Genomic DNA, 22,764 nt, shown 5'->3' with positions numbered 1-22,764 from the left:
ATGCGCGCACGACGGGGGTCGAGGTCGAGGGGAGCGGTGGCGGCGAGTGCTGCCCTCCTTCTCCTTTCGCCCCTCGTGCTCACCGCGTGCAGCGGTGACGGCGGCGCCACGGAGCCCGACCCCACGCCCGCCGGCGAGACGTCGAAGGCCGGGAAGCCGAAGCCGGTCAAGGAGACCAGGGACGCGGTGCCCGTCGCCGACCCCGAGCACGCGGTCGATCCACCCGGAAAGCGCGACGGCCGGCTGTGGAGCGCCGACATCCTCGTGCAGTGGGACAAGCCCCTCGACGACGCGCTGGTGAAGAAGATCGAGAAGATGAAGGGCGTCGCGCACACCGAGCGGATCGGGCTCGGCCAGGTCAGCCTGGAGAACCGCGTGCTCACCGTCGCGGCCGTCGACCCCGGTGGCTACCGCAACTTCACCGAGGTCAAGGTCGCCGACTTCCAGGAGGCGTGGGACCGCGTCGCCGGGGGCGAGATGGCGATCGACCAGAAGGTCGCCAAGCGACTGGCCGACAAGGCCGGGATGATCCGGCTCGGGTCGGAGGAGTCGGCACCCACCCTTCACGTCGGGGCCTACACCCCCCAGATCCCCACCATCGACATGGTCGTCAACACGGCCTGGGCCGACGACATCGAGATGGCCACCGACAACGGCCTGCTGATCTCGACCGACAACATCGCGCCGGCGACCATCCGCAAGCCGCTGGAGAAGCTGGTCGGCAAGGACGTGTCGGTCCAGATGCTCGACATCGCCTCGCTGATCGGCCTCGACCCCGACGCCACCCTCACCGCGATCCCGACCGGCGGCAGCATCGGCACCGTGGTCGGCACCTACCGCTACCGGGTCATCGGCGGTGGTCGGATCGCCCCCGAGTCGTCGTGGGTCGCGGCCAACATCCGCACCGAGGTGGTGCCGATCCTCGGCAGCGTCACCTGCCACAAGGACCTGTTCCCCCAGCTGCGCAACGCGCTGCTCGAGGTGCAGCAGACCGGGCTGGCGGCGGAGATCAACCCGGACGAGTACGCCGGGTGCTACTACCCGCGCTTCATCGCCAACACCACGACGCTGTCCAACCACTCCTTCGGCCTCGCCCTCGACCTCAACGTCCCCGGCAACGGTCGCGGCACGGTGGGCGAGATGAACCGCGCAGTGGTGGCGATCTTCGAGAAGTGGGGCTTCGCCTGGGGCGGCGACTGGCGCTACACCGACCCCATGCACTTCGAGCTGAGGGAGATCAAGCGCGCCGGCTGACGCCGTACTTAGCACCCGAGTCCTACGGTTGTCGGCCGAGATCTCACCTGACAAGCGTGGCGGTCACCGGACATCCGGTGACTCCAGCCTCCGTAGGCTGCCCCCATGAAGGCAGTCCAGGTCGTCACGCTCACCGGTCCCTCCGACATCGACGTGCGCGAGGTCCCCGAGCCCACACCGACCGCGCACGACGTGCTCGTCGAGGTGCACAGCGTCGGCATCTCGTTCCCCGACCTCCTGCTCAGCCGCGGGGAGTACCAGTTCAAGCCCGAGCCGCCGTTCACCCTCGGCGTCGACTTCGCCGGCGTCGTCCTCGACCCGGGCGCGGCGGAGTCGAGCGGGTTCACCGTCGGCCAGCGGGTCGCCGGCGTGAACCTCCACGGCGGCGCGGCCGAGCAGGTCGCCAACCCGGTGGTCTTCACCTTCCCCCTCCCCGACGCCATGTCGTACGACGAGGGCGCAGCGCTGCCGATGAACTACCTCACCGCCCTGTTCGCGCTCGAGGAGCGCGGCGGGCTGCGCGACCGCGAGACCGTCCTCGTCCACGGCGCGGCCGGCGGGGTCGGCACGGCGACGCTCCAGGTCGCCAAGGGCCTGGGCGCCCGCACGATCGCGGTCGTCAGCACGCAGGAGAAGGCAGACTTCGCCCGCGCCGCCGGTGCCGACGACGTCGTCGTCGGCCCCGACTTCAAGGACGCGGTCAAGGAGCTGACCGGGGGCAGGGGTGTCGACGTGGTCCTCGACGTCGTCGGTGGCGACGCCTTCACCGACTCGCTGCGCTGCCTCGCCGAGAAGGGCCGCATCCTCGTGGTCGGCTTCGCCGCCGGCCAGGGCATCCCCGAGGTCAAGGTCAACCGCCTGCTGCTCGGCAACACCGACGTCCGCGGCGTCGGCTGGGGCGCGTACGCCATGACCCGGCCGGGCTACATGCAGAAGCAGTGGCACCGGCTCGCCCCGATGATCGACTCCGGTGTCATCAAGCCGCCGATCGGCGCGACCTACGACCTCGCCGACTTCGGGCGGGCGCTCGTCGACATGGACGAGCGCCGCACCCTCGGGAAGTCGGTCGTACGGGTTCGGTGACGCTCAGCGCCGGACGGTGAGCCTCACCTGTGCTGCGTCGTAACCGGCCTTCGTGGCGCGTGCGGTCACGCGGCCCGGCCGCCTGGCGGTGAACCGGACCGTGCACCGGCCCGCACGGTTGGTGGTGCAGCGCTCCCCACCCGCGCGCACGCGTGCCCGGGCGACGCCACCGTCGACGTCAGTGACCTTGAAGACGACCCGCTGCGTGCGGCCGCTCGGCCACCGCCGCGGGGTCGCCTTGAGCACCATCTGGGCCGCGACCGACCGGGCGTTGAGCTGAATCGAGTCGCCGTCGTCGTTGCCGACCATGAGCATCTCGGCCCGCAGCGCCGTCGAGGCGGACACCGAGATCCCGAAGCTGTTGACCATGTCGGGCAGCAGGGTCGGTCGCCGGTCGACGGCCCAGCCGCGTGCGGCCACGCGCGAGGCGCGGGGCGCGTACCCGATCGGGCCGACCGCGGACACCCACAGGTGACCGTCGGGCAGCACGGCCAGCTCAGGCGCGCTCGCCCCACGCATGCCCGGCACGCGGCGGGTCCGGTTGGCGAGCACGTCCCAGAGCACGACCTCGTCGTCGAGCAGGTACGCCGCCACCGGGCCGACTCCCGGCCGGTTGACCACGGCCATCGGCTGGCCGGGGTTGGTGAAGCCGCCGGGTGCGCGGATCGCGGCGCCGAGCGAGGGCCAGACCTGGCGGGCGTACACCCCGTCGCCGCGGATGCTCTGGTAGAGCACGTAGACCGCTGAGCCGGTGCTGACCAGCGAGGCCGCGAGGGCGTCGTGGTCGGTGAACTCGGAGTTGACGGCGGTCGGCTCCGCCGCCTCGGAGATGGTGCCGACGTGCCAGTGGAACCCGCCGGTGTCGCCGAACCCGCCGAGGATGCTGCCGTCGGGCAGGTGGACGAAGGTGCTCCCGCCGCCGCTGGCGTCGGTGACCGCGAGCACCTCGCGCGGCACCACCCACGTCGCACCTCCGTCGGTCGAGACGGCGGAGTAGACGCCGCGGTAGGTGAAGAAGTTGGCGGTGTCACCGTCCGGGGTGCCGCGGAAGGACATCCGCAGCCCGCCCGCGGCGTCGGCCTCGAGGTCGACGGGCGTGCTCAGCTGACCCCACGTGGTCGGCAGGACCCGGGTCACGGTGCCTTGCCGGCCGGCGGCGTCGATGGTCGTGTGGAGGTAGTTGGCGCCGCCCGCCTCGTCGACGACCCACACGATGTGCTGGAGCCCGTCGCCCGTGCGCACCGCGCTGGCCTGGGCGAAGTTGGGTGTGGAGGCGGGGGCGAGCGCGGTCCAGGCGCGACCCGTCACGCGTGGGTCCGCGTCGCGTGCGCTGCCGGGCGGTGCCGCCAGCGCGGCGGTGACCGCCACGGTGACGAGGACGGTGATGGACCTGGTCGTCGCGCGCATGGTGGGCTCCCTGATGCTCGGCGGACGTCCCTCCCGGCAGGCGCCCGACTGGTCCCCACACTCACCCATACGGGTGGTCCCCGTCAGTGGTGCCAGCACGTGGTCTGGACCGGTCTGTACCGCGAGGTCATCGAACCTTGCGGATGCGTCCGATGACGCAGTAGGACCTCGGAGTTAGGGTCGCACTCGTGACGATCCTCGACTCAGCACGCGACGGCATGGACCCCGACATCCGTCCCCAGGACGACCTCTTCGGCCACGTCAACGGACGGTGGCTGGAGGAGACCGACATCCCCTCCGACAAGTCGAGCTGGGGCGCGTTCATCGCGCTCGCCGACGCCGCGGAGCAGCAGGTGCGCGACATCATCACCGAGCTCGCCGACCGGCCCGCCGACCAGCTCGACGCCGACGAGCGCAAGATCGGCGACCTCTACGCCTCCTTCATGGACACCGACACGATCCAGGCGAAGGGCCTCCAGCCGATCGAGGGCCTCCTCGACCGCGCCCGCCGGCTCGAGGACCTCACCGGGCTCGCCGCGTTCCTCGGGATGTTCGAGCGCATCGGCGGCCCCGGCCTCTTCGGCTCCTACATCACTCCCGACCGCGGCGACGCCTCGAAGAACATCGTCTACCTCGCCCAGGGCGGGCTCGGCCTGCCCGACGAGTCCTACTACCGCGACGACAAGTTCGCCGAGATCCGCTCGAAGTACGTCGACTACCTGACCACGCTGCTCACCCTCAGCCACCACGACGACCCGGCCGGCGCCGCCGCCCGCGTGCTGGCGTACGAGACCCGCGTCGCCGAGGGCCACTGGGAGGCCGCCGAGACGCGCGACGTGCAGAAGACCACCAACCACAAGACGCTCGACGAGCTCCGCGAGCTGTGCCCGGCCTTCGACTGGGTCACCTACGTCACCGCCCTCGGCGGCACCGAGGAGACGCTGCGCACCACGATCGTGATGCAGCCCGACTTCTTCTCGCACCTCTCCGCGGTGCTCGAGGAGACGCCGATGGAGACCTGGCGCGACGTGCTCCACCTGCGCATCGTGCGCAGCTCGGCGCCGTACCTGCCCGACGAGTTCGTCCAGGCCAACTTCGACTTCTACGGCCGCACGCTCAACGGCACCCCTGAGCTGCGCGCCCGCTGGAAGCGCGGCGTCGACTTCGTCGAGGGCGCGATCGGCGAGGCCGTCGGCAAGGTCTACGTCACCCGCCACTTCCCGCCGACGTCGAAGCAGATGATGGACGAGCTGGTCGCCAACCTCGTCACGGCCTACCGCCGCTCGATCGAGACGCTCGACTGGATGGGCGAGGACACCAAGCAGAAGGCGTACGACAAGCTCGACCGCTTCTACCCCAAGATCGGCTACCCGACGGAGTTCCGCGACTACAGCGCGCTGACCGTCTCCGCCGACGACCTCCTCGGCAACGTCAACTCCGCCTCGGCGTTCGAGACCGACCGCCAGCTCGAGAAGGTCGGCCAGCCGGTCGACCGCGACGAGTGGCTGATGCTGCCGCAGACCGTCAACGCCTACTACCACCCGGGCACCAACGAGATCTGCTTCCCGGCCGCGATCCTCCAGCCGCCGTTCTTCAGCCCCGACGCCGAGGAGGCCGAGAACTACGGCGGCATCGGCGCCGTCATCGGCCACGAGCTCGGCCACGGCTTCGACGACCAGGGTGCGCAGTACGACGGCGACGGCAACCTCCACGACTGGTGGACCGCCGCCGACAAGACGGCGTTCGAGGCCAAGTCGCAGGCACTCGTGGCGCAGTACGACGAGTTCGAGCCGCGCACGCTGCCCGGCGAGCACGTCAACGGCAGCCTCACCGTCGGCGAGAACATCGGCGACCTCGGCGGACTGACCATCGCCCACAAGGCCTACGTCATCAGCCGGGACGGCAACGCCTCGATCGACGAGCGGCGCACCCTGTTCCTCAACTGGGCGCACGTGTGGCGCACCAAGCGCCGCAAGGAGCAGGAGCTCCAGTACCTCACCATCGACCCGCACAGCCCGGCCGAGTTCCGCGCCAACATCGTGCGCAACCTCGACGAGTTCCACGAGGTCTTCGACACCCAGCCCGGCGACGGCCTCTGGCTGGAGCCCGAGGGTCGCGTCCGGATCTGGTGATCAGGGCGTCCTGAGCGTCCTGCCAACTCACCAGTTGGCGCGCCAACTCGTGAGTTGGCGACTTGGGGGTCGAATCCGAGGGTCAACACCCACCCAAGTCGCCAACCGACGAGTAGGTCTTGGCGTCAGCCGGCGACCTTCGCGCAGACGACGCTGAGCGAGAGGGTCTGCGGCGTCGGGAGCAGGTTGAGCCCACTGGTGCTGAAGGCACTCTCCGCGGTGCGGGTCACCTGGCTCAGCAGGCTGGCGAGGCTGGCGGGGGCAGCTCCGTAGCTGGAGGCCGCCGAGATCGCCTTCTCCCCAGCTGCGCACGCCGCCGCGACCGATGCCGTTCCGCCGAGGCCGGGGACCTGCACCGTGTCGGTGATGATCCGGAAGCCGCTGAGCCCGGGCAGGCCCGGGAGCCCGGAGGTGCCGGCGGGACCCGCAGGTCCGGCCGGTCCGCGGTCGCCGGTGGCACCGGTCCGGCCCTTGAGCTTGGCCTGCGCCTTGCGCGAGAGGTCCTTGACCTTGAGGCTCTTGTTCTTGATGTCCTGGCTCGTGACCGAGTTGTCCTTGATCTGCTTGCCGGTGATCATCAGGGCGGCCGTCGCGCCGGCGCCGGCGGTGGCCATGAGGGCGATGGCGGCGACGATCACCACGAGCGCGGTGCGGGGCGTGAACTTCATGTGGGATCTCCTGGTGAACGTGTCCGAGATCGATGTTGACGTGCTGTGGACGTCCATTGGAGATCGAGGTTAAAACCAGAGGCGGGTCGCTCACCGGCGTTTCGCGGAATCCGCTGACGGTCGATCGCGGAGTTCCCGATCCCGCCGCACGGGTTGTTCAATGAGTCCGTGACACTGCCCGGCCACGACCAGTCCAGCTCGCGGGTCCGCATGGAGTGGGGACCGACGGGCGCCGCGGCCGTCCCGGCCGACTACGCCGTCGTCGTCGACGTGCTGTCGTTCACCACCACGCTCAGCGTCGCCCTCGAGCGGGGGATCGAGGTCTTCCCGTTCCGCTGGCGCGACGCGCGGGCCGCCGAGCACGCGATGCGCCACGGCGCGACGCTCGCCGTCGGTCGCTTCGAGGCGATGTCCCGCGGCGACGCGCGGCACGTCTCGCTCTCGCCGGCGAGCCTGTCGGAGGTGGAGGGGATCCAGCGGCTGGTGCTGCCGTCGCCCAACGGCTCGACCATCGCGTTCGCCCTCGCCGACTCCGGTGCGCAGGTCGTGGGTGCGTGCCTGCGCAACGCCGGAGCCGTCGCGCGCTGGCTCGCACCTCGGGTCGCGGACGGTGCCAGCGTGGTCGTCGTACCCGCCGGGGAGAGGTGGCACGACGACACGCTCCGCCCCGCCGTCGAGGACCTCTGGGGCGCCGGAGCTGTGCTCGACGCACTCCTCGACGCCCTGGGCGGCGAGGACGAGGTCACCAGTCCGGAGGCCCGGATGGCCGTCGCTGCGTGGCGAGCAGCCCGGTTGCCAGACGACCTGCTCCGGTGCGCAGGCGGGGTGGAGCTGACCGACGTGGGCTTCGTCGCCGACGTGGAGATCGCCGCACAGCACGACGTGAGCGAGGTCGTGCCGGTGCTGGTGGGCGAGTCCTTCCGCGACGCGACCGAGGTCCAGCCGGCCGCGCCGAAGCTGCGTCGCGTCGACGGTTGACCTGACCGATCGCCTCTGGTGGCGGGGCTCGTGAGTCCCTACTGTGATCGTGGCCACACTCGGGTGGCCACTGTCTCGGAGGACACCAGAATGATTCGCACGTCTCGCTTCGCGGTGCTCGGCGCCGCACTCGCCGGCCTCGTCACGCCGCTCCTCGTCCTGCCGGCCCAGGCTGCCGCCCCCGCCTACGTCGCACTGGGCGACTCGTACGCGTCGGGCACCGGCACCCGCTCCTACATCGCCGACGGCACCAGCTGCCAGCGCTCCACGGCGGCCTACCCCAGCCTGATCGCCGCGGCCCGCGGCTATGCGCTCAACTTCCGCGCCTGCTCCGGCGCGACCATCACCGACGTCACCAACACCCAGCTCTCCGCGCTGACCTCGGCGACCAACTACGTCTCGATCTCGGTCGGTGGCAACGACGCCGGCTTCGCCGACGTGCTCACCGAGTGCGCGCAGCCCGGCTGGATGAGCAACTGCGACGGCGCGATCAACACCGCGCAGTCCTTCGTCAACGCGACCCTGCCGTCGCGGTTGAGCACCCTCTACTCCGGCATCCGCAGCCGTTCGCCCTACGCCAAGGTGGTCGTGGTCGGCTACCCGCGGATCTTCAACGGCGAGGACTGCAACGCCTTCACGTGGTTCTCCCCGGCCGAGGAGTCGCGGCTCAACCAGACCGCCGACCTGCTCAACAGCCGGCTCGCTGCTGCCGCCTCGGCAGCCGGGTTCTCCTTCGCCAACCCGACCAGCCGCTTCATCGGGCACGCGGTCTGCGACGCCGACGAGTGGATCAACGGCCTCTCCAACCCGATCAGCGAGAGCTACCACCCCAAGGCGACCGGCCACTCGGGCGGCTACACCCCCGCCGTCAGCCCGCTCCTCACCGGTGCCGCCGTCGCCGTCACGTCCCAGGTGATGGCCGACTCCGCCGCCAGCGGTGACAGCCAGGCCGCGCTGCAGCAGCAGTACGCCGACGCGGACCGCACGATCGAGCCGGAGACCTTCGTCGCCCCCGACCTGTCCACCCCCGCCGCCCGCAGGGCAGCGCGCAGGGCAGGGGTCGACATCGAGCGCTTCGTGGAGAACAGCAGGCGTTGATGACAACCTCCGGGGATGCCGGGACGTCGAGGGGACATGAGTCCTGAGACCGACCTGCTGACCCGGCTCGACCACGAGCTCGGCGGGTTGCCCGCCGTCCCGGCGGAGGACTACCTCCGCGAGGGGCGGCGGGCACGCCGTCGTCGTACGGCCGCGGTGGCCCTGGCGGCACCAGTGGCGGCCGCGGCCGCGATCGCCCTCGCCGTGTCCCTCGGCACGGGCGGACAGGGCAGGGAGGCGTCGCTCGCTGAGGAGCCCACCGCTCCAACGACGACGCCCCCGCCGGCGATCGACTACACCTACGACCCGGACTTCGTCGCCCCCGAGCCCAACAACCCGCTCGAGGCGCAGGACGGGCTCGACGGGATCGACTGGTTCACCTCCGACGAGATCCCGTCGTGGGCGCAGGAGTACGGCAACCACGGCCCGATCGCGTACTCGCCGGACGGACGGTTGTGGGTGGCGCCCGATGCCACGGTGCAGCGGGTAATCGTCGACCCCTTCACCTACGGGAAGGCGGACGGTGAGCGGTCGGTCGCCGTCGAGGCGAAGTGCTCCTGCGCTCCGGAGGACATGGAGGACGACGTCGTCTGGGTGTGGCTGTCCGAGGGCGGCTCGGGACACATGGACGTCCCGGGCTGGGCGACGGACGACTTCGAGCTGTGGGTCGACGCCGCGACGGCGAGCCATCAGGGGCGGCCGTCGGTCGCCGAGCGGTTCGCCCACTTCGCCGATGGCGACACCGGCCGCATGGTCGCCGGTGCCCCCGGTGTGACCCTCGTGCAGCAGGAGGCCGAGCCCGACCTGGGGTCCGGCCGGGTCGAGCACACCCGGGCCGGTGCGGCGGAGGTGGTCTACGCCGGCCAGACGTTCTACGTCGTCGGCGTGGATCCCGAGGAGGGTGCGCCCTGGTTCCAGTACTGGCCGGGTGACTCGCAGACCGACTTCGCCTCGTTCCTGACGATGCTGCGGGGGAACTGGTCGTGAGGACCCACGACGCGGACTACATCGAGTTCGTCGAGGCGCGGCAGGGCGTGCTGCGCCGCATCGCGTACGCCGTGTGCCGCGACGACGCCCGCGCCGAGGACGTGCTGCAGGAGACGCTGGTCAAGCTCTACCTGGCCTGGCCCCGGGTCAACGGCACCGGTCGCGAGGAGGCGTACGCCCGGCGCATCATCGTCAACGCCGACCTCGACCAGCGCCGACGGCCCTGGCACAAGCGGCGCTCCGCGGTGCCGGTCGAGCTGCTCGACACCCCGGCGCGCGGCGGCGCCGACACCGAGGACCGCCTCGAGCTGCTCGCCGAGCTCCGCCGGCTGCCGCCGATGCAGCGGCGGACCGTGGTCCTGCGCCACTGGCTCGGCTTCTCGGTGGAGGACACCGCCCGCGAGCTCTCGATCAGCGAGGGAACGGTCAAGAGCCACTCCTCCCGAGGTCTCGCGACGCTGCGTGCGCGGATGGGCGAGCAGGTCGGCACCGGCTGAGCTCACCTGTGGATGCGCCGGTGCGGGCGTCGGTGGCGGTTGGTAGACAGGGCGCATGAGCACCCCACGGCCTTCTTCTCCTCCGCTTCGCTCCCCCGAACAACGCCGCGGGGACCCCGCATGACGACCACTGACGTACGGCTCTCCGCGCGGGAGGCGGCCGAGCGCCACCTCAAGGCCCTCGTCGGCAGGGACGACGCCGTGCTGCGCGAGGACCAGTGGGCCGCGATCGAGGCGCTCGCCGTCGACGCCCGACGCGCACTCGTCGTGCAGCGCACCGGGTGGGGCAAGTCGGCGGTCTACTTCGTCGCGACCAAGCTGCTGCGCGAGGCGGGCTCGGGGCCGACCGTCATCGTCAGCCCGCTGCTCGCGCTGATGCGCAACCAGATCGCCGCGGCGGAGCGGGCCGGCATCCGCGCGGTCACGATCAACTCCACCAACATCGACCAGTGGCAGCCGATCAATGACCAGATCCAGGCCGGTGAGGTCGACGTCCTGCTCGTGAGCCCGGAGCGGCTCAACAACCCCGGCTTCCGCGACGAGGTGCTGCCGCGGCTCGCCGCGACCTGCGGGCTCCTGGTGGTCGACGAGGCCCACTGCATCTCCGACTGGGGCCACGACTTCCGCCCCGACTACCGCCGCCTCCGCACGCTCCTCGCGGAGCTGCCGGCGGGGATCCCGGTGCTCGCGACCACGGCGACCGCCAACGCCCGGGTGACCGACGACGTCGCCGAGCAGCTGGGCGTGCACGCCGATGGCGCCGCCGGCTCGCAGGTCCTGGTCCAGCGCGGCACCCTCGACCGCGAGTCGCTGCGGCTCGGTGTCGTCCAGCTGAAGACGCCGCAGCAGCGGCTCGCCTGGCTCGCCGACCACCTTGCCGAGCAGCCCGGCTCCGGCATCGTCTACTGCTTGACGGTCGCGGCGACCCAGGAGGTCGCGGGCTACCTCCGCGACCGCGGGCTCGAGGTCGCGGCGTACTCCGGGCAGACCGACCCCGACGAGCGGCACGCGCTCGAGCAGGCGCTGGTGGACGGCAGGGTCAAGGCCCTCATCGCGACGAGTGCCCTGGGCATGGGCTTCGACGCGAGCCTCGGCTTCGTCATCAACCTCGGCGCGCCGCAGTCGCCGGTCGCCTACTACCAGCAGGTCGGCCGCGCCGGCCGTGGCACGGACGAGGCCACCGTGGTGCTGCTCCCGCAGATCGAGGACCGCGACATCTGGGCCTACTTCGCCTCGCTCGGGTTCCCGCGCGAGGAGCAGGTGCGCGAGACGTTGGCCGCGCTCGCCGAGTCGGACCGCCCGATGTCGACCGCCACCCTCGAGACCCGCGTCGAGCTCGGCCGCAACCGTCTCGAGTCGATGCTCAAGGTGCTCGACGTCGACGGCGCCGTCCAGCGGGTGCAGGGCGGCTGGGTCGCCACCGGCCGCTCGTGGGACTACGACGCCGAGCGCTATGCCCGGGTCTCGGAGGCGCGCGAGCGCGAGCAGCAGGCGATGCTCGACTACCTGGGGACCGACCAGTGCCGGATGCGGTTCCTGCGCGAGCAGCTCGACGATCCCGAGGCGACCGACTGCGGCCGGTGCGACAACTGCGGCGGTCTCTCCCTCTCGACCGACGTCAGCGAGGCCTCGGTCGCCGAGGCGGGTGAGCGGCTCGCCCGGCCCGGCGTCGTCGTCGAGCCCCGCAAGATGTGGCCGACCGCGCTCGCCAACCTCGGTCTCGACCTCAAGGGCAAGATCGCCGAGGGTGCCGAGCCCGGACGCGCCGTCGCCCGGCTCACCGACCTCGGCCACGGCCAGGCGCTGCGCGCGCTGTTCCGTGAGGACACCCCCGACGGCCCGGTGCCGCCCGCCCTCGCGCAGGCGGTGATGGAGGTGATGAAGGACTGGGCGCCCGAGTGGGCGTCGCGTCCCGACGCCATCGTGGTCGTCGAGTCCGCGACGCGGCCGACCCTGACCCGCGACCTCGCCGACGGACTCGCTCGCGTGATGCAGGTGCCGGTCGTCGGCACCTGGGCGATCCGCGACCACTCCGTCCCTCCGCGGGCCGGCCAGACCAACTCGGCCCAGCGCGTCGCCGCCACCCGGCGCCGGGGCGGGCTCGACGCCGAGGTGCCTGCGGGTGCGACGGTGCTGCTCGTCGACGACCAGGTCGCCACCGGATGGACGCTGACGGTCGCTGCCGCCGCGATCCGCGAGGCCGGCGCGAGCGCCGTGCTGCCGCTGGTGCTGGCGACCCAGAACTGACCACTCGGCCGGGACGGGCGGGCGTCAGCGGGAGCTCGCCACCGCCCGCTCGAAGGAGTCGCGCTCGAGCTCGCCGCGCAGCAGCTCGGGGCGGGCCGCCACCTCGACCGCCAGGCGCTGCAGCAGCGGCTGGAGCGTGTCGACGTACAACCGGGACACGAGGACGGTGCCCGTGCCCGTCCGGAGGTCGCCGCTGAGGAGGACGTTCTCGCGCGGCAGGAGCCTCCCGCCCTGGCCGGTGGCGGCCACGCGCACGTCGGTCAGGTCGGCGAAGGCGACCTGCTGGCGGACCTCGCCGCGGGAGACGACCGACACCGCGTCGTCGGACACGTAGGTGTGGCGGCCGAGGATGCCGCGGGCCAGGAGCAGCGGCACGACGACGAGGACGAGCGCCATGACGGCCGCCATCGCCCAGGCCCCGACCGCTGCTCCGCCGGTCTCATCGAGCGCCGCGGAGACCGTGCGGACGACCGGGACGGCGAACACCAGGGCCGCGCCGCCCAGCGCCCACCCGAAGGTGCCGCGCTGGGGCAGCTCGGTCCCGAGGCGGTCCATCGGGGTCAGTGACCCATCATCGCCGTCGGGTCGACGGGGGCGACCTTCTTGCGCGGCAGGAAGGCGGCCGGGATCAGGCAGCAGGCCACGAGCACCGTCGCGACGATGAAGACGGTGGCGAACGAGTCGGCCAGCTCCACCTTGCCCGACGCAGCGAAGGAGGTGAACTGCTCGACGGTCAGGCCGAACTGCTCCGCGATGCCGGCCAGGACGTTCTGGTCACCCTCGGCCGAGCGGGAGGCGAGGTAGGCGCCGGCGGTGTCGCTGGCCTTGATCTGGTTGGTGAGGATCACCGAGAAGAGCGCGGTGCCGATGGACGCTGCGACCTGCTGGGTGATGTTGAGCAGCGTCGAGCCGCGCGCCACGTTGTGCGCGGTCAGCGTCGCGAGCGCGGCCGTCATGATCGGCATCATCGTGCCGCCCATGCCGAGGCCCATGATGAACAGCGCGCCCAGCATGTAGGTGTACGAGGTGTCTGCGCTGATCTGGGTGAACATCGCCATGCCGACGGTGATGACCGTGATGCCGACGAGCACGATCTTCCCGGGACCGATCTTGTCGGCCAGGATCCCCGCGATCGGCATGGTGATCATCGCGCCGACACCCTGGGGGGCGAGCAGCAGTCCGGCACCGAGGGCGTCCTCGCCGCGGACCTGGATGAAGTAGAGCGGGAAGAGGAGCGACGCCCCGAAGAACGCGATCGCGAACAGCGCCATCGCGATGATGGCGACGGTCATGTTCTTGTTGGCGAACAGCCGCAGCTCGACGAGCGGGTGGATGTTGCGCTTGGCGAGCGCCCACGGCACGAACGCGACGATCAGTGCGATCCCCAGGACGGCGGGCAGCCAGACCTCGGTGGCCGTGACCGTGCCGTGCTCGGGGATCGAGCTGACGCCGTAGAGGAACGCGGCGAGACCGGGGGACAGCAGGACCATGCCGAGCCAGTCGAAGGTCTCCGACGGCTCGACCTCGTCCTGCGGCAGCACGATCCAGGCGTAGACGATCGCGGCGAGGCCGATGGGCAGGTTGATCAGGAAGATCCAGTGCCACGAGGCGCTGTCGATCAGGGCGCCGCCGAGGATGGGCCCGAAGATCGGGCCGAGCAGCATCGGGATGCCGAGGACCGCCATCACGCGACCGACGCGCTCGGGGCCTGCGGCGCGGGTCAGGATCGTCATGCCGAGCGGCATCAGCATGCCGCCACCGAGGCCCTGGAGGACGCGGTAGAGGACGAGCAGCTCGAGCGAGTCCGCCGTCGCGCACAGCACGGATCCGGCGGTGAAGAGGAGGACCGCGAGGAGGTAGAGCCGCTTGGTGCCGAAGCGGTCGGCGGCCCAGCCGGTCAGCGGGATGACGCTCGCGAGGGCAAGGGTGTAGCCGGTCATCGTCCAGGCGACCTCGGCCGCGGTGGCGTCGAACTCGCGCTGGAAGGTCTCGAGCGCCACCGAGACGACGGTGATGTCCAGGATCGACATGATGGCGCCGAGGACAACCACACCGGCCACCATCAGGACGTTCTTGTCGAGCTTGTCGGAGCTGCCGGGCTGCGTCTCACCGGGCTGGATCTTGGTGTCGGTCACCCGCCAAGATTATTGGTTGCCTGCGACAACGACCCAATCCTTTTGCCGACTCGGCAGGGTGCGCTGCGTCACCCCTGCCTCACCCGGCGGGGTGTACGCCGTCGAAGTCCTCGATCCGCGCCAGGCTCGGGCCTCGGACGGCCTGGATCCGACGCGCGGAGTCCTCCACCTCGCGCATCACGCGCAGGGTGTTGCGGCAGGTCAGCTTCGCGAGGTCGGCGGCGGACCAGCCGCGGTCGGCGAGCGCGGACAGCAGCGCCGGGTAGGTGGAGACGTCCTCGAGGCCGACGGGCAGCACCTCGACGCCGTCGTAGTCGCCGCCCAGCCCGATGTGGTCGATCCCAGCGACCTCGCGCACGTGCTCGCAGTGCGCGACGACGTCCGCCAGGGTCGCGGTGGGGGCCGGGTGGTCGAGCACCCACTCCGCCTCGAAGGCCGCGAACCGTACGCCGTCGGACTCGAGGATCCCCTCGGCCTCGGCCGCCGCCACCGTCTCGCGGTGCGCGTCGGCGCAGGCGGCGTTCACGAACTTCGGCACGAACGTCACCATGCAGACCCCGCCGCCCGCGGCCATCCGCTCGAGCACGTCGTCGGGGGCGTTGCGCCGGCTGTCGGTGACCGCGCGAGCCGAGCTGTGGCTGAAGATCACGGGCGCTTCGGCCACCTCGAGCGCGTCGCGCATCGTGTCCGCGGACACGTGGGAGAGGTCGACCATCATCCCGATGCGGTTCATCTCGCGGACCACCTCGCGGCCGAACTCGGTCAGCCCGCCGGCGACCGGTCGGTCCGTGGTCGAGTCGGCCCACGGCGTGTTCGCGTTGTGGGTCAGCGTCAGGTAGCGCACGCCGAGCTCGCGCAGCCGGCGCAGCGTGCCGAGGGAGCTGTTGATCGAGTGGCCACCCTCCGCTCCCACGAGCGAGGCCATCCGGCCCGACGCCCACGCCGCCTCGACCTCGTCGGCGGTGGTCGCCCACGCCAGCTGGTCGGCGTACGAAGCAGTGAGGTGACGGGCCGCGTCGACCTGCTCCAGGGTCGCGCTGACCGCGTCGTCGCCGGTGAGCCGGCAGGGCACGTAGACCGACCAGAACTGCGCACCCATCCCGCCGGCGCGCATCCGCGGGAGGTCGGTGTGGGTCGGGGTTCCTCCGGTGCCGACGTCGAGCCGTGTGCCGACCCGATCCAGGAGGGCGTACGCGTCCCGGGCGCGCGCCTCCCACAGCAGGTCGTTGTGGCCGTCGATGACGGGGTGTTCCGCGAGCAGCGCCGAGATGTCCATAAGCCGGACGTTAGTCGTCGGGAACCGATCGTCGGTGCGGAGCGTTACCGTCCCTGTTGCAACGTTCTGCGAGAGGCCACTGCATGAGTCTTGTCCCGGTCACCGGTCCCGCCAGGCTGCTGGTGGGGGAGCCGCCCCGGGAGGGCTCGATCGAGTTCACCGACGAGCGCCGCACGATCGTCATGCCGATCCGCGGGGCGCTTCCGGTGCTCGGCAAGGTGCGCGACCAGGACGACCTGCACCCGTCGGTCGCGCTGCTCGCCGGCGCGGCGCTGATGGGCCTGCAGCTGGTGGCCTCCGGCCGCTTCGCTCCCGACCCCGAGGGCCGGCACTGGCAGGTGGCCGGCCTCGGTCCGGCCGACGAGCGACGGATCACCGACCTGGCGCGGTCGCGCGCGTCCGACGGCTTCGACGCGGCCACCGCCGAGGGCATGGTCCGCGGCCTGCTCGACGCGGTCGTCGACACGATGCCGCGCACCACGCCCGGACGGTCGCGCCTCCGGGCGCAGACCCCGACCGGTCGGACGCCCCCCGGCCCGTCGACGCCCGACGACTTCAGTGACCAGCTCCAGCAGCGCATCGCCCGCATCCGCTCGCGCGGTCGCGACGACCGCCCGCACCTGGTGTCCATCTCGTTCCGGATCGAGGCCGACGAGGAGGAGCTCGTGGCCGGCGCCGTACGCCTGGTGCTCCAGGTGCACGCGGTGGACAACGCGGCCCACATGGCCGACGCCTCCGAGCTCTGGGCCGACGCCGGCCCCGAGGCGGCGCACGGCTTCGGCGAGCGCGCGCGCACCCACGCGGCCATCGCGCTGCGGTCCGCCGCCGACGCGTGGCCGGTGCTCGAGCGGCTGCTCGATCTCCGGGTCCCCGACGAGATCGTGCTCGACTCCGACGAGATCCTGTCGCTGCTCGACAGCGGGGCGGCTGCCCTGACCGAGGCGGGGCACCCGGTCATGTGGCCGAAGTACCTCGACCGCGAGGTCACCCAGCGCGTCGAGCTCGGCCGGCAGCGCTCGTCGGCCGGTGTCCGCGAGGAGCCCCTGCAGGACGGGCTCTTCGGGCCGCAGGCCCTGTTCGGCTTCGAGTGGCAGCTGTCGCTGCACGGCGAGGAGCTGACCGAGGACGAGATGGACGAGCTGTCGCGCGCGACGAGCCCGATCATCAAGTTGCGCGACAACTGGGTCGCGGTCGACTCCTCGGTCATCAAGCGCGCCCGCAAGCGGCTGATCCGCACGATCACGCCGGTGCAGGCGCTGGCTGTGACGCTGACCGGGGTGGTCGACGTCGAGGACGTGCCCTACGAGGCGATCGTCGGCGCCAGCCTGCTGAAGGTCCGCGACCGGCTGCAGGCGGCGGCGACCGGCGAGCTGGTCGCACCACCCACCGCGCTGCACGCCGACCTGCGCGACTACCAGCGCCGCGGGCTGAGCTGGCTGGCCGAGCTCACCTCGCTCGGGCTCGGCGCCTGCCTCGCCGACGACATGGGCCTCGGCAAGACGATCACGCTGATCGCCCTCCACCTGCACCGACAGGGTCTCGATACGCCCGGCTCGTCCCTCGCCCGGCACTCGACCACCGCTCCGCGCCCGACGCTCGTGGTCTGCCCGGCCTCCCTGCTCGGCAACTGGGAGGCGGAGATCCGCCGCTTCGCGCCTGGCGTGCCCGTGCGCCGCCACCACGGCAGCGCGCGCGACCTCGGCGGCGTCAGCGGCTTCGTGCTGACCACCTACGGGACGATGCGCAACGACGCGGCGCTGCTCGCCGAGGTGCCGTGGGACCTGGTCGTCGCCGACGAGGCGCAGCACATCAAGAACTCACGGTCCGCCGCGGCCCGAGCCCTGCGGACCATCCCCAGCGCCGCGCGGGTGGCGCTCACCGGCACGCCAGTCGAGAACGACCTCACCGAGCTCTGGTCGATCCTCGACTGGGCGATCCCCGGCCTGCTCGGCAGCCGCAACGCCTTCCGCAAGGTGTGGGCCGGCCCGATCGAGTCCGGCCTCGAGCCCACCAAGGCGCGCCAGTTCGCCGACCTGATCGGCCCGTTCCTGCTGCGTCGTCGCAAGTCCGACCCGGGCATCGCGCCCGAGCTGCCGGCCAAGACCGAGACCGACCACCTGCTCGGGATGACCCGAGAGCAGGTCGTCCTCTACGAGACGCTCGTGCGCGAGTCGATGCGCCGCATCGAGGAGGCCGACGAGGAGACCCGGCGCGGGCTGGTGCTCAAGCTGCTCACCGGGCTCAAGCAGATCTGCAACCACCCCGCCCACTACCTGCGCCAGCCCAACCCCAAGCTGCGCGGCCGCTCCGAGAAGCTCGAGCTGCTCGACGAGCTCGTCGGCACGGTCATCGCCGAGGAGGGGGCAGTCCTCGTCTTCACGCAGTACGTCGCGATGGCGCGGCTGCTCGAGCGCCACCTCGGCACCACCGGCGTACCCCACCAGCTGCTGCACGGCGGGACGCCGGTGCGCGAGCGCGAGGCGATGGTCGCCCGCTTCCAGGCCGGCGAGGTCCCGGTCTTCCTGCTCTCCCTCAAGGCCGGCGGCACGGGGCTCAACCTGACCGCCGCCGACCACGTCCTCCACTTCGACCGGTGGTGGAACCCGGCCGTCGAGGACCAGGCGACCGACCGGGCCTACCGGATCGGCCAGACCAAGCCGGTGCAGGTGCACCGCTTCGTCACCCAGGGCACGATCGAGGAGAAGATCGCCGAGCTGCTCACCCGCAAGCGCTCCATCGCCGACTCGGTGCTCGCCGGCGGTGAGACCGCGCTGACCGAGCTGTCGGACGCCGAGCTCCGCGACCTCGTCGAGCTCCGTCGATGACCGGCACCACGCATCCGCGACTGCCGGCCAGGCGCGGTGGAGGCAGTGGCACCTGGTGGAGCAAGGCGGTGCTCCGCGCGGTGGAGGAGGCCGCCTTCGGCGAGAAGGACCTCCGCGCCGGCCGCGCCCTGGCCCGGGCCGGGGCCGTCGGCTCGATCACCGTCAGCGACGGCGGCGCGGTGGCGGCCGTGACGCAGGGCCACGACGCGTACACGGTCGAGGTGACCGTCCCGGTGCTCGACGACTCCGACGCGGCCGCCTTCACCGAGCTGGTCGCCGCGGAGTCCGGCCGGATCGGTGCCCTGCTCGCCGGGCAGCTGCCGCACGCGCTGGTCGAGGCGGTCGAGGAGGCCGGCGTCGAGCTGCTGCCGTACGGCGGCGAGCTGGGCTCGGCCTGCAGCTGCGACGGGTGGCTCGACCCGTGCCCCCACGCCCTCGCCGTGCTGACCCAGCTCGCGTGGCTGATCCAGGCCGACCCGTTCGTGCTCACCCACCTGCGCGGGCTGTCCCGCGACCGGGTGCTCCGCGACCTGCACCGCATCACCACGCCCCGCGAGGAGCCGCACCCGGGCCCGCGATCCCCCCGGAGCCTCGGGCCCGGGCACGACGTCGAGGTGGACGACCTCGGCGTGGCCGAGGACGCCGCTGTCCGGGCGGCCCGCCTGCTGGAGCAGGACCGGCCGTTCGACGCCTGGTGAACCCATCGTCAGGGCAGGGAGACCCGGAAGTCAGTGGTGCAGGCACCACCCTCGGTGGCCCTCAGCCGGCGTCGGCGGTGCCGGTGCGCGCGCCGAGCTCCTCGTCGAGACGCAGCAGTCCGGGGCCGTCCTCGTTGATCATCTTCACGCGGCCGACGATCTCGCTGACCGTGGCCTCCTCCTCGATCTGCTCCTCGAGGAACCAGTTGAGCAGCGGCCGGGAGTCGAGATCGCCCTCGGCCTCGGCCTGCCGGTAGAGGCCGCGGATCGAGTCCGACACCTTCTGCTCGTGGGCGTAGGCCGCCTCGAACGCGGCCAGCACGCTGCCGACCACGGCGGAGGGTGCCTGGACGGCACCGATGCGCGGGTGGTTGTCGCGGTCGGCGACGTGGTCGATGAACTTGTGGGCGTGGAGGATCTCCTCGTCCGCCTGCTGCCGGAACCACCGCGAGATGCCGGACAGGTCCATCAGGTCGAGCTCGATGGAGAGCTGGCGGTAGACCAGCGACGCCTGGAACTCCAGGGTGATCTGGGCGTTGAATGCGGCTTCGAGGCTCTCGCTCAGCTTCATGGCCACACCCTATCGGGGGTGTTCGTGCAGTCCGACGGCGTCGTCCGGACCGTGGCGTCAGGAGAGGCCGAGGGCGCCGTGTGCCATGTCGCGCAGCACGTCGTGCAGCTGTGGGTCGGGCAGCCGGCCGCTGTGCGGGGTCGAGTTGAGGAGCCCGAACAGCACGTGCGCCCGCGTGCGAGAGGCCTCGGGGCTCATTGAGCCGTCGTGGCGGCGCACCTGCGTGGCCCACACGTCGACGTAGGCCCGCTGGAGGGCGCGGACGCGCTCGCGGGCTTCGTCGGGCAGGCTGCTCCAGTCGCGGTCCTGGACCACGATCAGCGCACGGTGCTCGATCGCGAACTCGATGTGCCACTCGACGAGCGCCTCGAGCGCCTCGCGCGGACCCTCGGCGCCGGCGACGCGGGAGCGGCCCTCGGCGAGCAGGGTCTCGCTGATGCTGACCAGCATCTCGGCAAGCATCGCGTCCTTGGACTCGAAGTGCTTGTAGAGCGCGGGTCCCGAGATGCCGCAGGCCGAGCCGAGCTCGGCGACGGACACGCCGTGGAACCCGCGCGCGGCGAAGAGCTCGGCCGCGATGTCGAGGATCTGCTGGCGACGGCTGGTCACGTCGTCGAGGTTAGTGCCTGTTAACCCGTCGGCGGTCACACCGTCCGCGCCTTGACGTGGCGCAGGCAGCGTCACATCGCTTCGCAGCGGTCGCTTCGGTTGCTCCCAGACGGCGAGCGGAATCACACGTGCCTCCCCTGGGCGCTTCCGGCGAGCCGTACCCCCGCAACGGCCAACCGGTCGATCCCCACGATCGACGCGCCCTGTAGCTGTCCAGAGTCTCGCTCGCGACCGGGCAGAAATCCAGTGGTGCCACCACCACTTTGGTCGGAGGTGCGATCCCCGACCCGGCGTCGGGCCCCTCGCGAGGGTGGTGCCTGCTCTACCGACAGGCCCCGCGGCTCGTGGCTACAGTGCCCGCATGTCGCAGATCCGAGTCGTCCTCGCCGAGGACGGTGACCTCCTCCGGGCGGGCGTCCTCGCTCTCCTCGACGGGTTCGACGACATCGACGTGGTGGCCACCGCGACGAACCTGCCGGAGCTGCTGGCGGCGGTCGACGAGCACCGTCCAGACGTGCTGCTGACCGACATCCGGATGCCGCCGGACTTCACCGACGAGGGCATCCGCGCGGCGAGCGAGCTGCGACGTACGCACCCCGGCACCGGGGTGGTCGCGCTGACGCAGTACTCCGACGTGGAGTACGCCCTCGACCTGGTGCGCGACGGCAGCGACGGTCGCGGCTACCTCCTCAAGGAGCGGGTGGCCGACGTCGACGAGCTGGTGGCCGCGCTCCGTACGGTCGCGTCCGGCGGCTCGGTGATCGACCAGATCGTGGTCGACGCCCTCGTGGCGACGGGGACCCGGCGCAACGACTCGCTGCTCGACCGACTGACTCCCCGGGAGCTCGAGGTCCTCTCGATGGTCGCGCGGGGGATGACCAACGGCGCGATCGCGGGCCAGCTGGTGGTCACCGACCGGGCGGTGGAGAAGCACATCAACTCGATCCTCACCAAGCTCGACCTCCCGGCCGACTCGGCCGTGCACCGCCGGGTCGCGGCGACACTCGTGTTCCTGAGCGAGGCCGGGGTGGGCGGCGGGGTCCGCGGCGGGGTGGCACCACGCCGATGAGGCGCGCGCTCGCCGGGTGGGACTCGCTCGACCCGTCCCTCGTGCGGCTGCTGCGGATCAACCTGCTGGCGCTCGTCGTCTCGACCGCCATCCTCGCATCGGCGTACGCGCTGGGGTTCCGGCACACGTCGGTCCTGGTGGACGTGGCGGTGATGCTGTTCGCGACGGCCCTGATGCTCGCGACTCTGCCGCTCACGCCGCGATTCGGCGCACCGGCGGTGCTGGTGGGCTTCGCACTCTCAGCCGGTTCGTTCGCGGTCGGTGGCACCTGGGCCACGCCGAACCTGTCGCCACTGACGGCCATGCTGATGCTGATCCCGATGCTGGTCGCCATCCCCTACGTCTCGCGCGCGTGGCTCAACGCGCTGCTCGTCTACGCAGTGGTGGGCAGTGCCGGCGTGGCCGCGCTCGCGGAGGTGCGTCGCGACGACGCGCTCAACGACGTCTGGTGGATCAATGCGGTCGTGGTCGCCGCGTCGTTGCCCGCCGTGGTGCTCGTCGTGACCTATCTCGTTCGCGACGCCTACCGGCGCCTGGCCGAGCGGACCGACCAGCTCGAGGAGTCGCGCACCCTCATCGTCGAGGTCGCCGACGCCGCGCGCCGCAGCATCGAGCGCGACCTGCACGACGGAGCCCAGCAGCGGCTGCTGACGATGAGCGTGACGATCGAGCGCGCCCGAAAGGAGCTGCAGGCCGGACGCCAGGAGGGGGCGGCGTCGCTGCTCGCCCAGCTGGCCACCGACAACCGCCAGATCATGGGCGAGCTGCGTGAGCTCGCGCGCGGGATCTATCCGCCGCTGCTCGTCGAGCGCGGACTGGTCATCGCCCTGCAGGCGACGGCGCGCCGCTCGGTGGTCCCGGTGACGCTCGAGGCCTTCGACGTCGAGCGCCAGACGCCGCAGGTCGAGGCGGCGGCGTACTTCTGCATCCTCGAGGCGCTGACCAACGCGGCCAAGCACGCCCGTGCGACCAAGGTCCTGGTGACCATCCGCGGGCTGCCGCACCTCGAGTTCAGCGTGACCGACGACGGTCAGGGGTTCGACCGCCGCCACGTCGAGCCGGGTGGCCTGCTCGGGATGGAGGCGCGGATGGCCGCCGCCGGCGGCACCCTCGAGGTCGCGTCCTTCCCGGGTCGGGGCACCACGGTGCAGGGCGCGTTCCCACCACTGGACCCGCAGGTTAACGATCGCTAACCTAGGCGGGTGTCCGAGCAGCCAGTCCCACCCTCCG

The 22,764-nt window shown here is 71.7% G+C and carries 19 protein-coding genes; 12 read left to right on the top strand and 7 right to left on the bottom strand.

The window, feature by feature from the left end; all coding sequences use genetic code 11:
• Positions 1–1,254, top strand: a complete 1,254-nt coding sequence (locus EUA06_RS17555; RefSeq protein ID WP_129478171.1) for a M15 family metallopeptidase — start codon at positions 1–3, stop codon at positions 1,252–1,254.
• Between the two features lie 105 nt (positions 1,255–1,359).
• Positions 1,360–2,337 (top strand): NADPH:quinone oxidoreductase family protein, encoded by a 978-nt coding sequence (locus tag EUA06_RS17550; protein ID WP_129478169.1) that lies wholly within the window; start codon positions 1,360–1,362, stop codon positions 2,335–2,337.
• A gap of 3 nt (positions 2,338–2,340) precedes the next feature.
• Here EUA06_RS17550 and EUA06_RS17545 read toward each other — a convergent pair whose 3' ends face one another.
• Complete coding sequence (locus EUA06_RS17545; RefSeq protein ID WP_129478167.1) at positions 2,341–3,744, bottom strand: hypothetical protein; 1,404 nt, start codon at positions 3,742–3,744, stop codon at positions 2,341–2,343.
• Positions 3,745–3,932: 188 nt separating this feature from the next.
• Between EUA06_RS17545 and EUA06_RS17540 the strand changes: the two genes are divergently transcribed.
• Complete coding sequence (locus EUA06_RS17540; protein WP_129478165.1) at positions 3,933–5,876, top strand: M13 family metallopeptidase; 1,944 nt, start codon at positions 3,933–3,935, stop codon at positions 5,874–5,876.
• A 125-nt stretch (positions 5,877–6,001) separates the two neighbouring features.
• Here the strand turns inward: EUA06_RS17540 and EUA06_RS17535 are convergent, their stop codons facing one another.
• Positions 6,002–6,544 carry a hypothetical protein gene (locus EUA06_RS17535; RefSeq protein ID WP_129478164.1) on the bottom strand — a complete coding sequence of 181 codons (543 nt, stop codon included), beginning with the start codon at positions 6,542–6,544 and terminating at the stop codon, positions 6,002–6,004.
• A gap of 168 nt (positions 6,545–6,712) precedes the next feature.
• On the opposite strand from EUA06_RS17535, the gene EUA06_RS17530 reads away from it, so the two are divergent.
• The 5 genes from EUA06_RS17530 (at position 6,713) to EUA06_RS17510 (ending at position 12,351) form a co-directional block, all read left to right on the top strand.
• Complete coding sequence (locus tag EUA06_RS17530; RefSeq protein WP_242498217.1) at positions 6,713–7,522, top strand: 2-phosphosulfolactate phosphatase; 810 nt, start codon at positions 6,713–6,715, stop codon at positions 7,520–7,522.
• Between the two features lie 90 nt (positions 7,523–7,612).
• Positions 7,613–8,620, top strand: coding sequence for an SGNH/GDSL hydrolase family protein (locus EUA06_RS17525; protein ID WP_129478162.1), 1,008 nt, complete (start codon positions 7,613–7,615; stop codon positions 8,618–8,620).
• Positions 8,621–8,656: 36 nt separating this feature from the next.
• Positions 8,657–9,607 (top strand): hypothetical protein, encoded by a 951-nt coding sequence (locus EUA06_RS17520; RefSeq protein ID WP_129478160.1) that lies wholly within the window; start codon positions 8,657–8,659, stop codon positions 9,605–9,607.
• Positions 9,604–10,104 carry a SigE family RNA polymerase sigma factor gene (locus EUA06_RS17515; RefSeq protein WP_242498216.1) on the top strand — a complete coding sequence of 167 codons (501 nt, stop codon included), beginning with the start codon at positions 9,604–9,606 and terminating at the stop codon, positions 10,102–10,104. Before EUA06_RS17520 ends, EUA06_RS17515 begins: the two co-directional genes overlap by 4 nt.
• A 120-nt stretch (positions 10,105–10,224) precedes the next feature.
• Positions 10,225–12,351 (top strand): RecQ family ATP-dependent DNA helicase, encoded by a 2,127-nt coding sequence (locus EUA06_RS17510; protein WP_129478157.1) that lies wholly within the window; start codon positions 10,225–10,227, stop codon positions 12,349–12,351.
• A 24-nt stretch (positions 12,352–12,375) separates the two neighbouring features.
• Here EUA06_RS17510 and EUA06_RS17505 read toward each other — a convergent pair whose 3' ends face one another.
• From EUA06_RS17505 to EUA06_RS17495, 3 genes are all read right to left on the bottom strand, one after another.
• Positions 12,376–12,906 (bottom strand): hypothetical protein, encoded by a 531-nt coding sequence (locus EUA06_RS17505; protein WP_129478155.1) that lies wholly within the window; start codon positions 12,904–12,906, stop codon positions 12,376–12,378.
• Between the two features lie 5 nt (positions 12,907–12,911).
• Positions 12,912–14,414, bottom strand: a complete 1,503-nt coding sequence (locus tag EUA06_RS17500; RefSeq protein WP_129478236.1) for a DHA2 family efflux MFS transporter permease subunit — start codon at positions 14,412–14,414, stop codon at positions 12,912–12,914.
• Positions 14,415–14,565: 151 nt separating this feature from the next.
• Positions 14,566–15,762 carry a dipeptidase gene (locus tag EUA06_RS17495; protein WP_129478153.1) on the bottom strand — a complete coding sequence of 399 codons (1,197 nt, stop codon included), beginning with the start codon at positions 15,760–15,762 and terminating at the stop codon, positions 14,566–14,568.
• Between the two features lie 83 nt (positions 15,763–15,845).
• Here EUA06_RS17495 and EUA06_RS17490 point away from each other — a divergent pair, with 83 nt between their 5' ends.
• Together EUA06_RS17490 and EUA06_RS17485 are read left to right on the top strand one after the other, a co-directional pair.
• Complete coding sequence (locus tag EUA06_RS17490; RefSeq protein WP_129478151.1) at positions 15,846–18,587, top strand: DEAD/DEAH box helicase; 2,742 nt, start codon at positions 15,846–15,848, stop codon at positions 18,585–18,587.
• Positions 18,584–19,285, top strand: coding sequence for an SWIM zinc finger family protein (locus EUA06_RS17485; RefSeq protein WP_129478149.1), 702 nt, complete (start codon positions 18,584–18,586; stop codon positions 19,283–19,285). The genes EUA06_RS17490 and EUA06_RS17485 overlap by 4 nt, the downstream gene beginning before the upstream one ends.
• 61 nt (positions 19,286–19,346) lie before the next feature.
• On the opposite strand, the gene EUA06_RS17480 is transcribed toward EUA06_RS17485, so the two are convergent.
• Together EUA06_RS17480 and EUA06_RS17475 are read right to left on the bottom strand one after the other, a co-directional pair.
• Positions 19,347–19,856 (bottom strand): ferritin, encoded by a 510-nt coding sequence (locus EUA06_RS17480; protein WP_129478147.1) that lies wholly within the window; start codon positions 19,854–19,856, stop codon positions 19,347–19,349.
• 57 nt (positions 19,857–19,913) lie between these two features.
• On the bottom strand, positions 19,914–20,465 hold the full coding sequence (locus EUA06_RS17475) for a TetR/AcrR family transcriptional regulator (RefSeq protein WP_129478145.1): 552 nt from the start codon (positions 20,463–20,465) through the stop codon (positions 19,914–19,916).
• A gap of 361 nt (positions 20,466–20,826) precedes the next feature.
• Here EUA06_RS17475 and EUA06_RS17470 point away from each other — a divergent pair, with 361 nt between their 5' ends.
• Both EUA06_RS17470 and EUA06_RS17465 read left to right on the top strand, forming a co-directional pair.
• Entirely contained in the window at positions 20,827–21,534 is a 708-nt protein-coding gene (locus EUA06_RS17470; protein WP_129478143.1) for a response regulator transcription factor, read from the top strand.
• Positions 21,531–22,727 (top strand): sensor histidine kinase, encoded by a 1,197-nt coding sequence (locus EUA06_RS17465; protein WP_129478141.1) that lies wholly within the window; start codon positions 21,531–21,533, stop codon positions 22,725–22,727. Before EUA06_RS17470 ends, EUA06_RS17465 begins: the two co-directional genes overlap by 4 nt.
• The last annotated feature ends 37 nt before the right edge of the window (positions 22,728–22,764 follow it).

Origin of the sequence: Nocardioides glacieisoli, assembly GCF_004137245.1 — a bacterium.
Taxonomy (GTDB): Bacteria; Actinomycetota; Actinomycetes; order Propionibacteriales; family Nocardioidaceae; genus Nocardioides; species Nocardioides glacieisoli.
This window is presented reverse-complemented; position numbering and strand designations above follow the sequence as displayed.

Bases quoted from the DNA above. Each gene is read 5' to 3' on its own strand.
- EUA06_RS17485 (WP_129478149.1), top strand. From the start codon at position 18,584: ATGACCGGCACCACGCATCCGCGACTGCCGGCCAGGCGCGGTGGAGGC.
- EUA06_RS17520 (WP_129478160.1), top strand. From the start codon at position 8,657: ATGAGTCCTGAGACCGACCTGCTGACCCGGCTCGACCACGAGCTCGGC.
- EUA06_RS17500 (WP_129478236.1), bottom strand. From the start codon at position 14,414: ATGGTGGCCGGTGTGGTTGTCCTCGGCGCCATCATGTCGATCCTGGAC.
- EUA06_RS17480 (WP_129478147.1), bottom strand. From the start codon at position 19,856: ATGAAGCTGAGCGAGAGCCTCGAAGCCGCATTCAACGCCCAGATCACC.
- EUA06_RS17495 (WP_129478153.1), bottom strand. From the start codon at position 15,762: ATGGACATCTCGGCGCTGCTCGCGGAACACCCCGTCATCGACGGCCAC.
- EUA06_RS17470 (WP_129478143.1), top strand. From the start codon at position 20,827: ATGTCGCAGATCCGAGTCGTCCTCGCCGAGGACGGTGACCTCCTCCGG.
- EUA06_RS17465 (WP_129478141.1), top strand. From the start codon at position 21,531: ATGAGGCGCGCGCTCGCCGGGTGGGACTCGCTCGACCCGTCCCTCGTG.
- EUA06_RS17535 (WP_129478164.1), bottom strand. From the start codon at position 6,544: ATGAAGTTCACGCCCCGCACCGCGCTCGTGGTGATCGTCGCCGCCATC.
- EUA06_RS17490 (WP_129478151.1), top strand. From the start codon at position 15,846: ATGAGTCTTGTCCCGGTCACCGGTCCCGCCAGGCTGCTGGTGGGGGAG.
- EUA06_RS17550 (WP_129478169.1), top strand. From the start codon at position 1,360: ATGAAGGCAGTCCAGGTCGTCACGCTCACCGGTCCCTCCGACATCGAC.
- EUA06_RS17510 (WP_129478157.1), top strand. From the start codon at position 10,225: ATGACGACCACTGACGTACGGCTCTCCGCGCGGGAGGCGGCCGAGCGC.
- EUA06_RS17505 (WP_129478155.1), bottom strand. From the start codon at position 12,906: ATGGACCGCCTCGGGACCGAGCTGCCCCAGCGCGGCACCTTCGGGTGG.
- EUA06_RS17525 (WP_129478162.1), top strand. From the start codon at position 7,613: ATGATTCGCACGTCTCGCTTCGCGGTGCTCGGCGCCGCACTCGCCGGC.
- EUA06_RS17545 (WP_129478167.1), bottom strand. From the start codon at position 3,744: ATGCGCGCGACGACCAGGTCCATCACCGTCCTCGTCACCGTGGCGGTC.
- EUA06_RS17555 (WP_129478171.1), top strand. From the start codon at position 1: ATGCGCGCACGACGGGGGTCGAGGTCGAGGGGAGCGGTGGCGGCGAGT.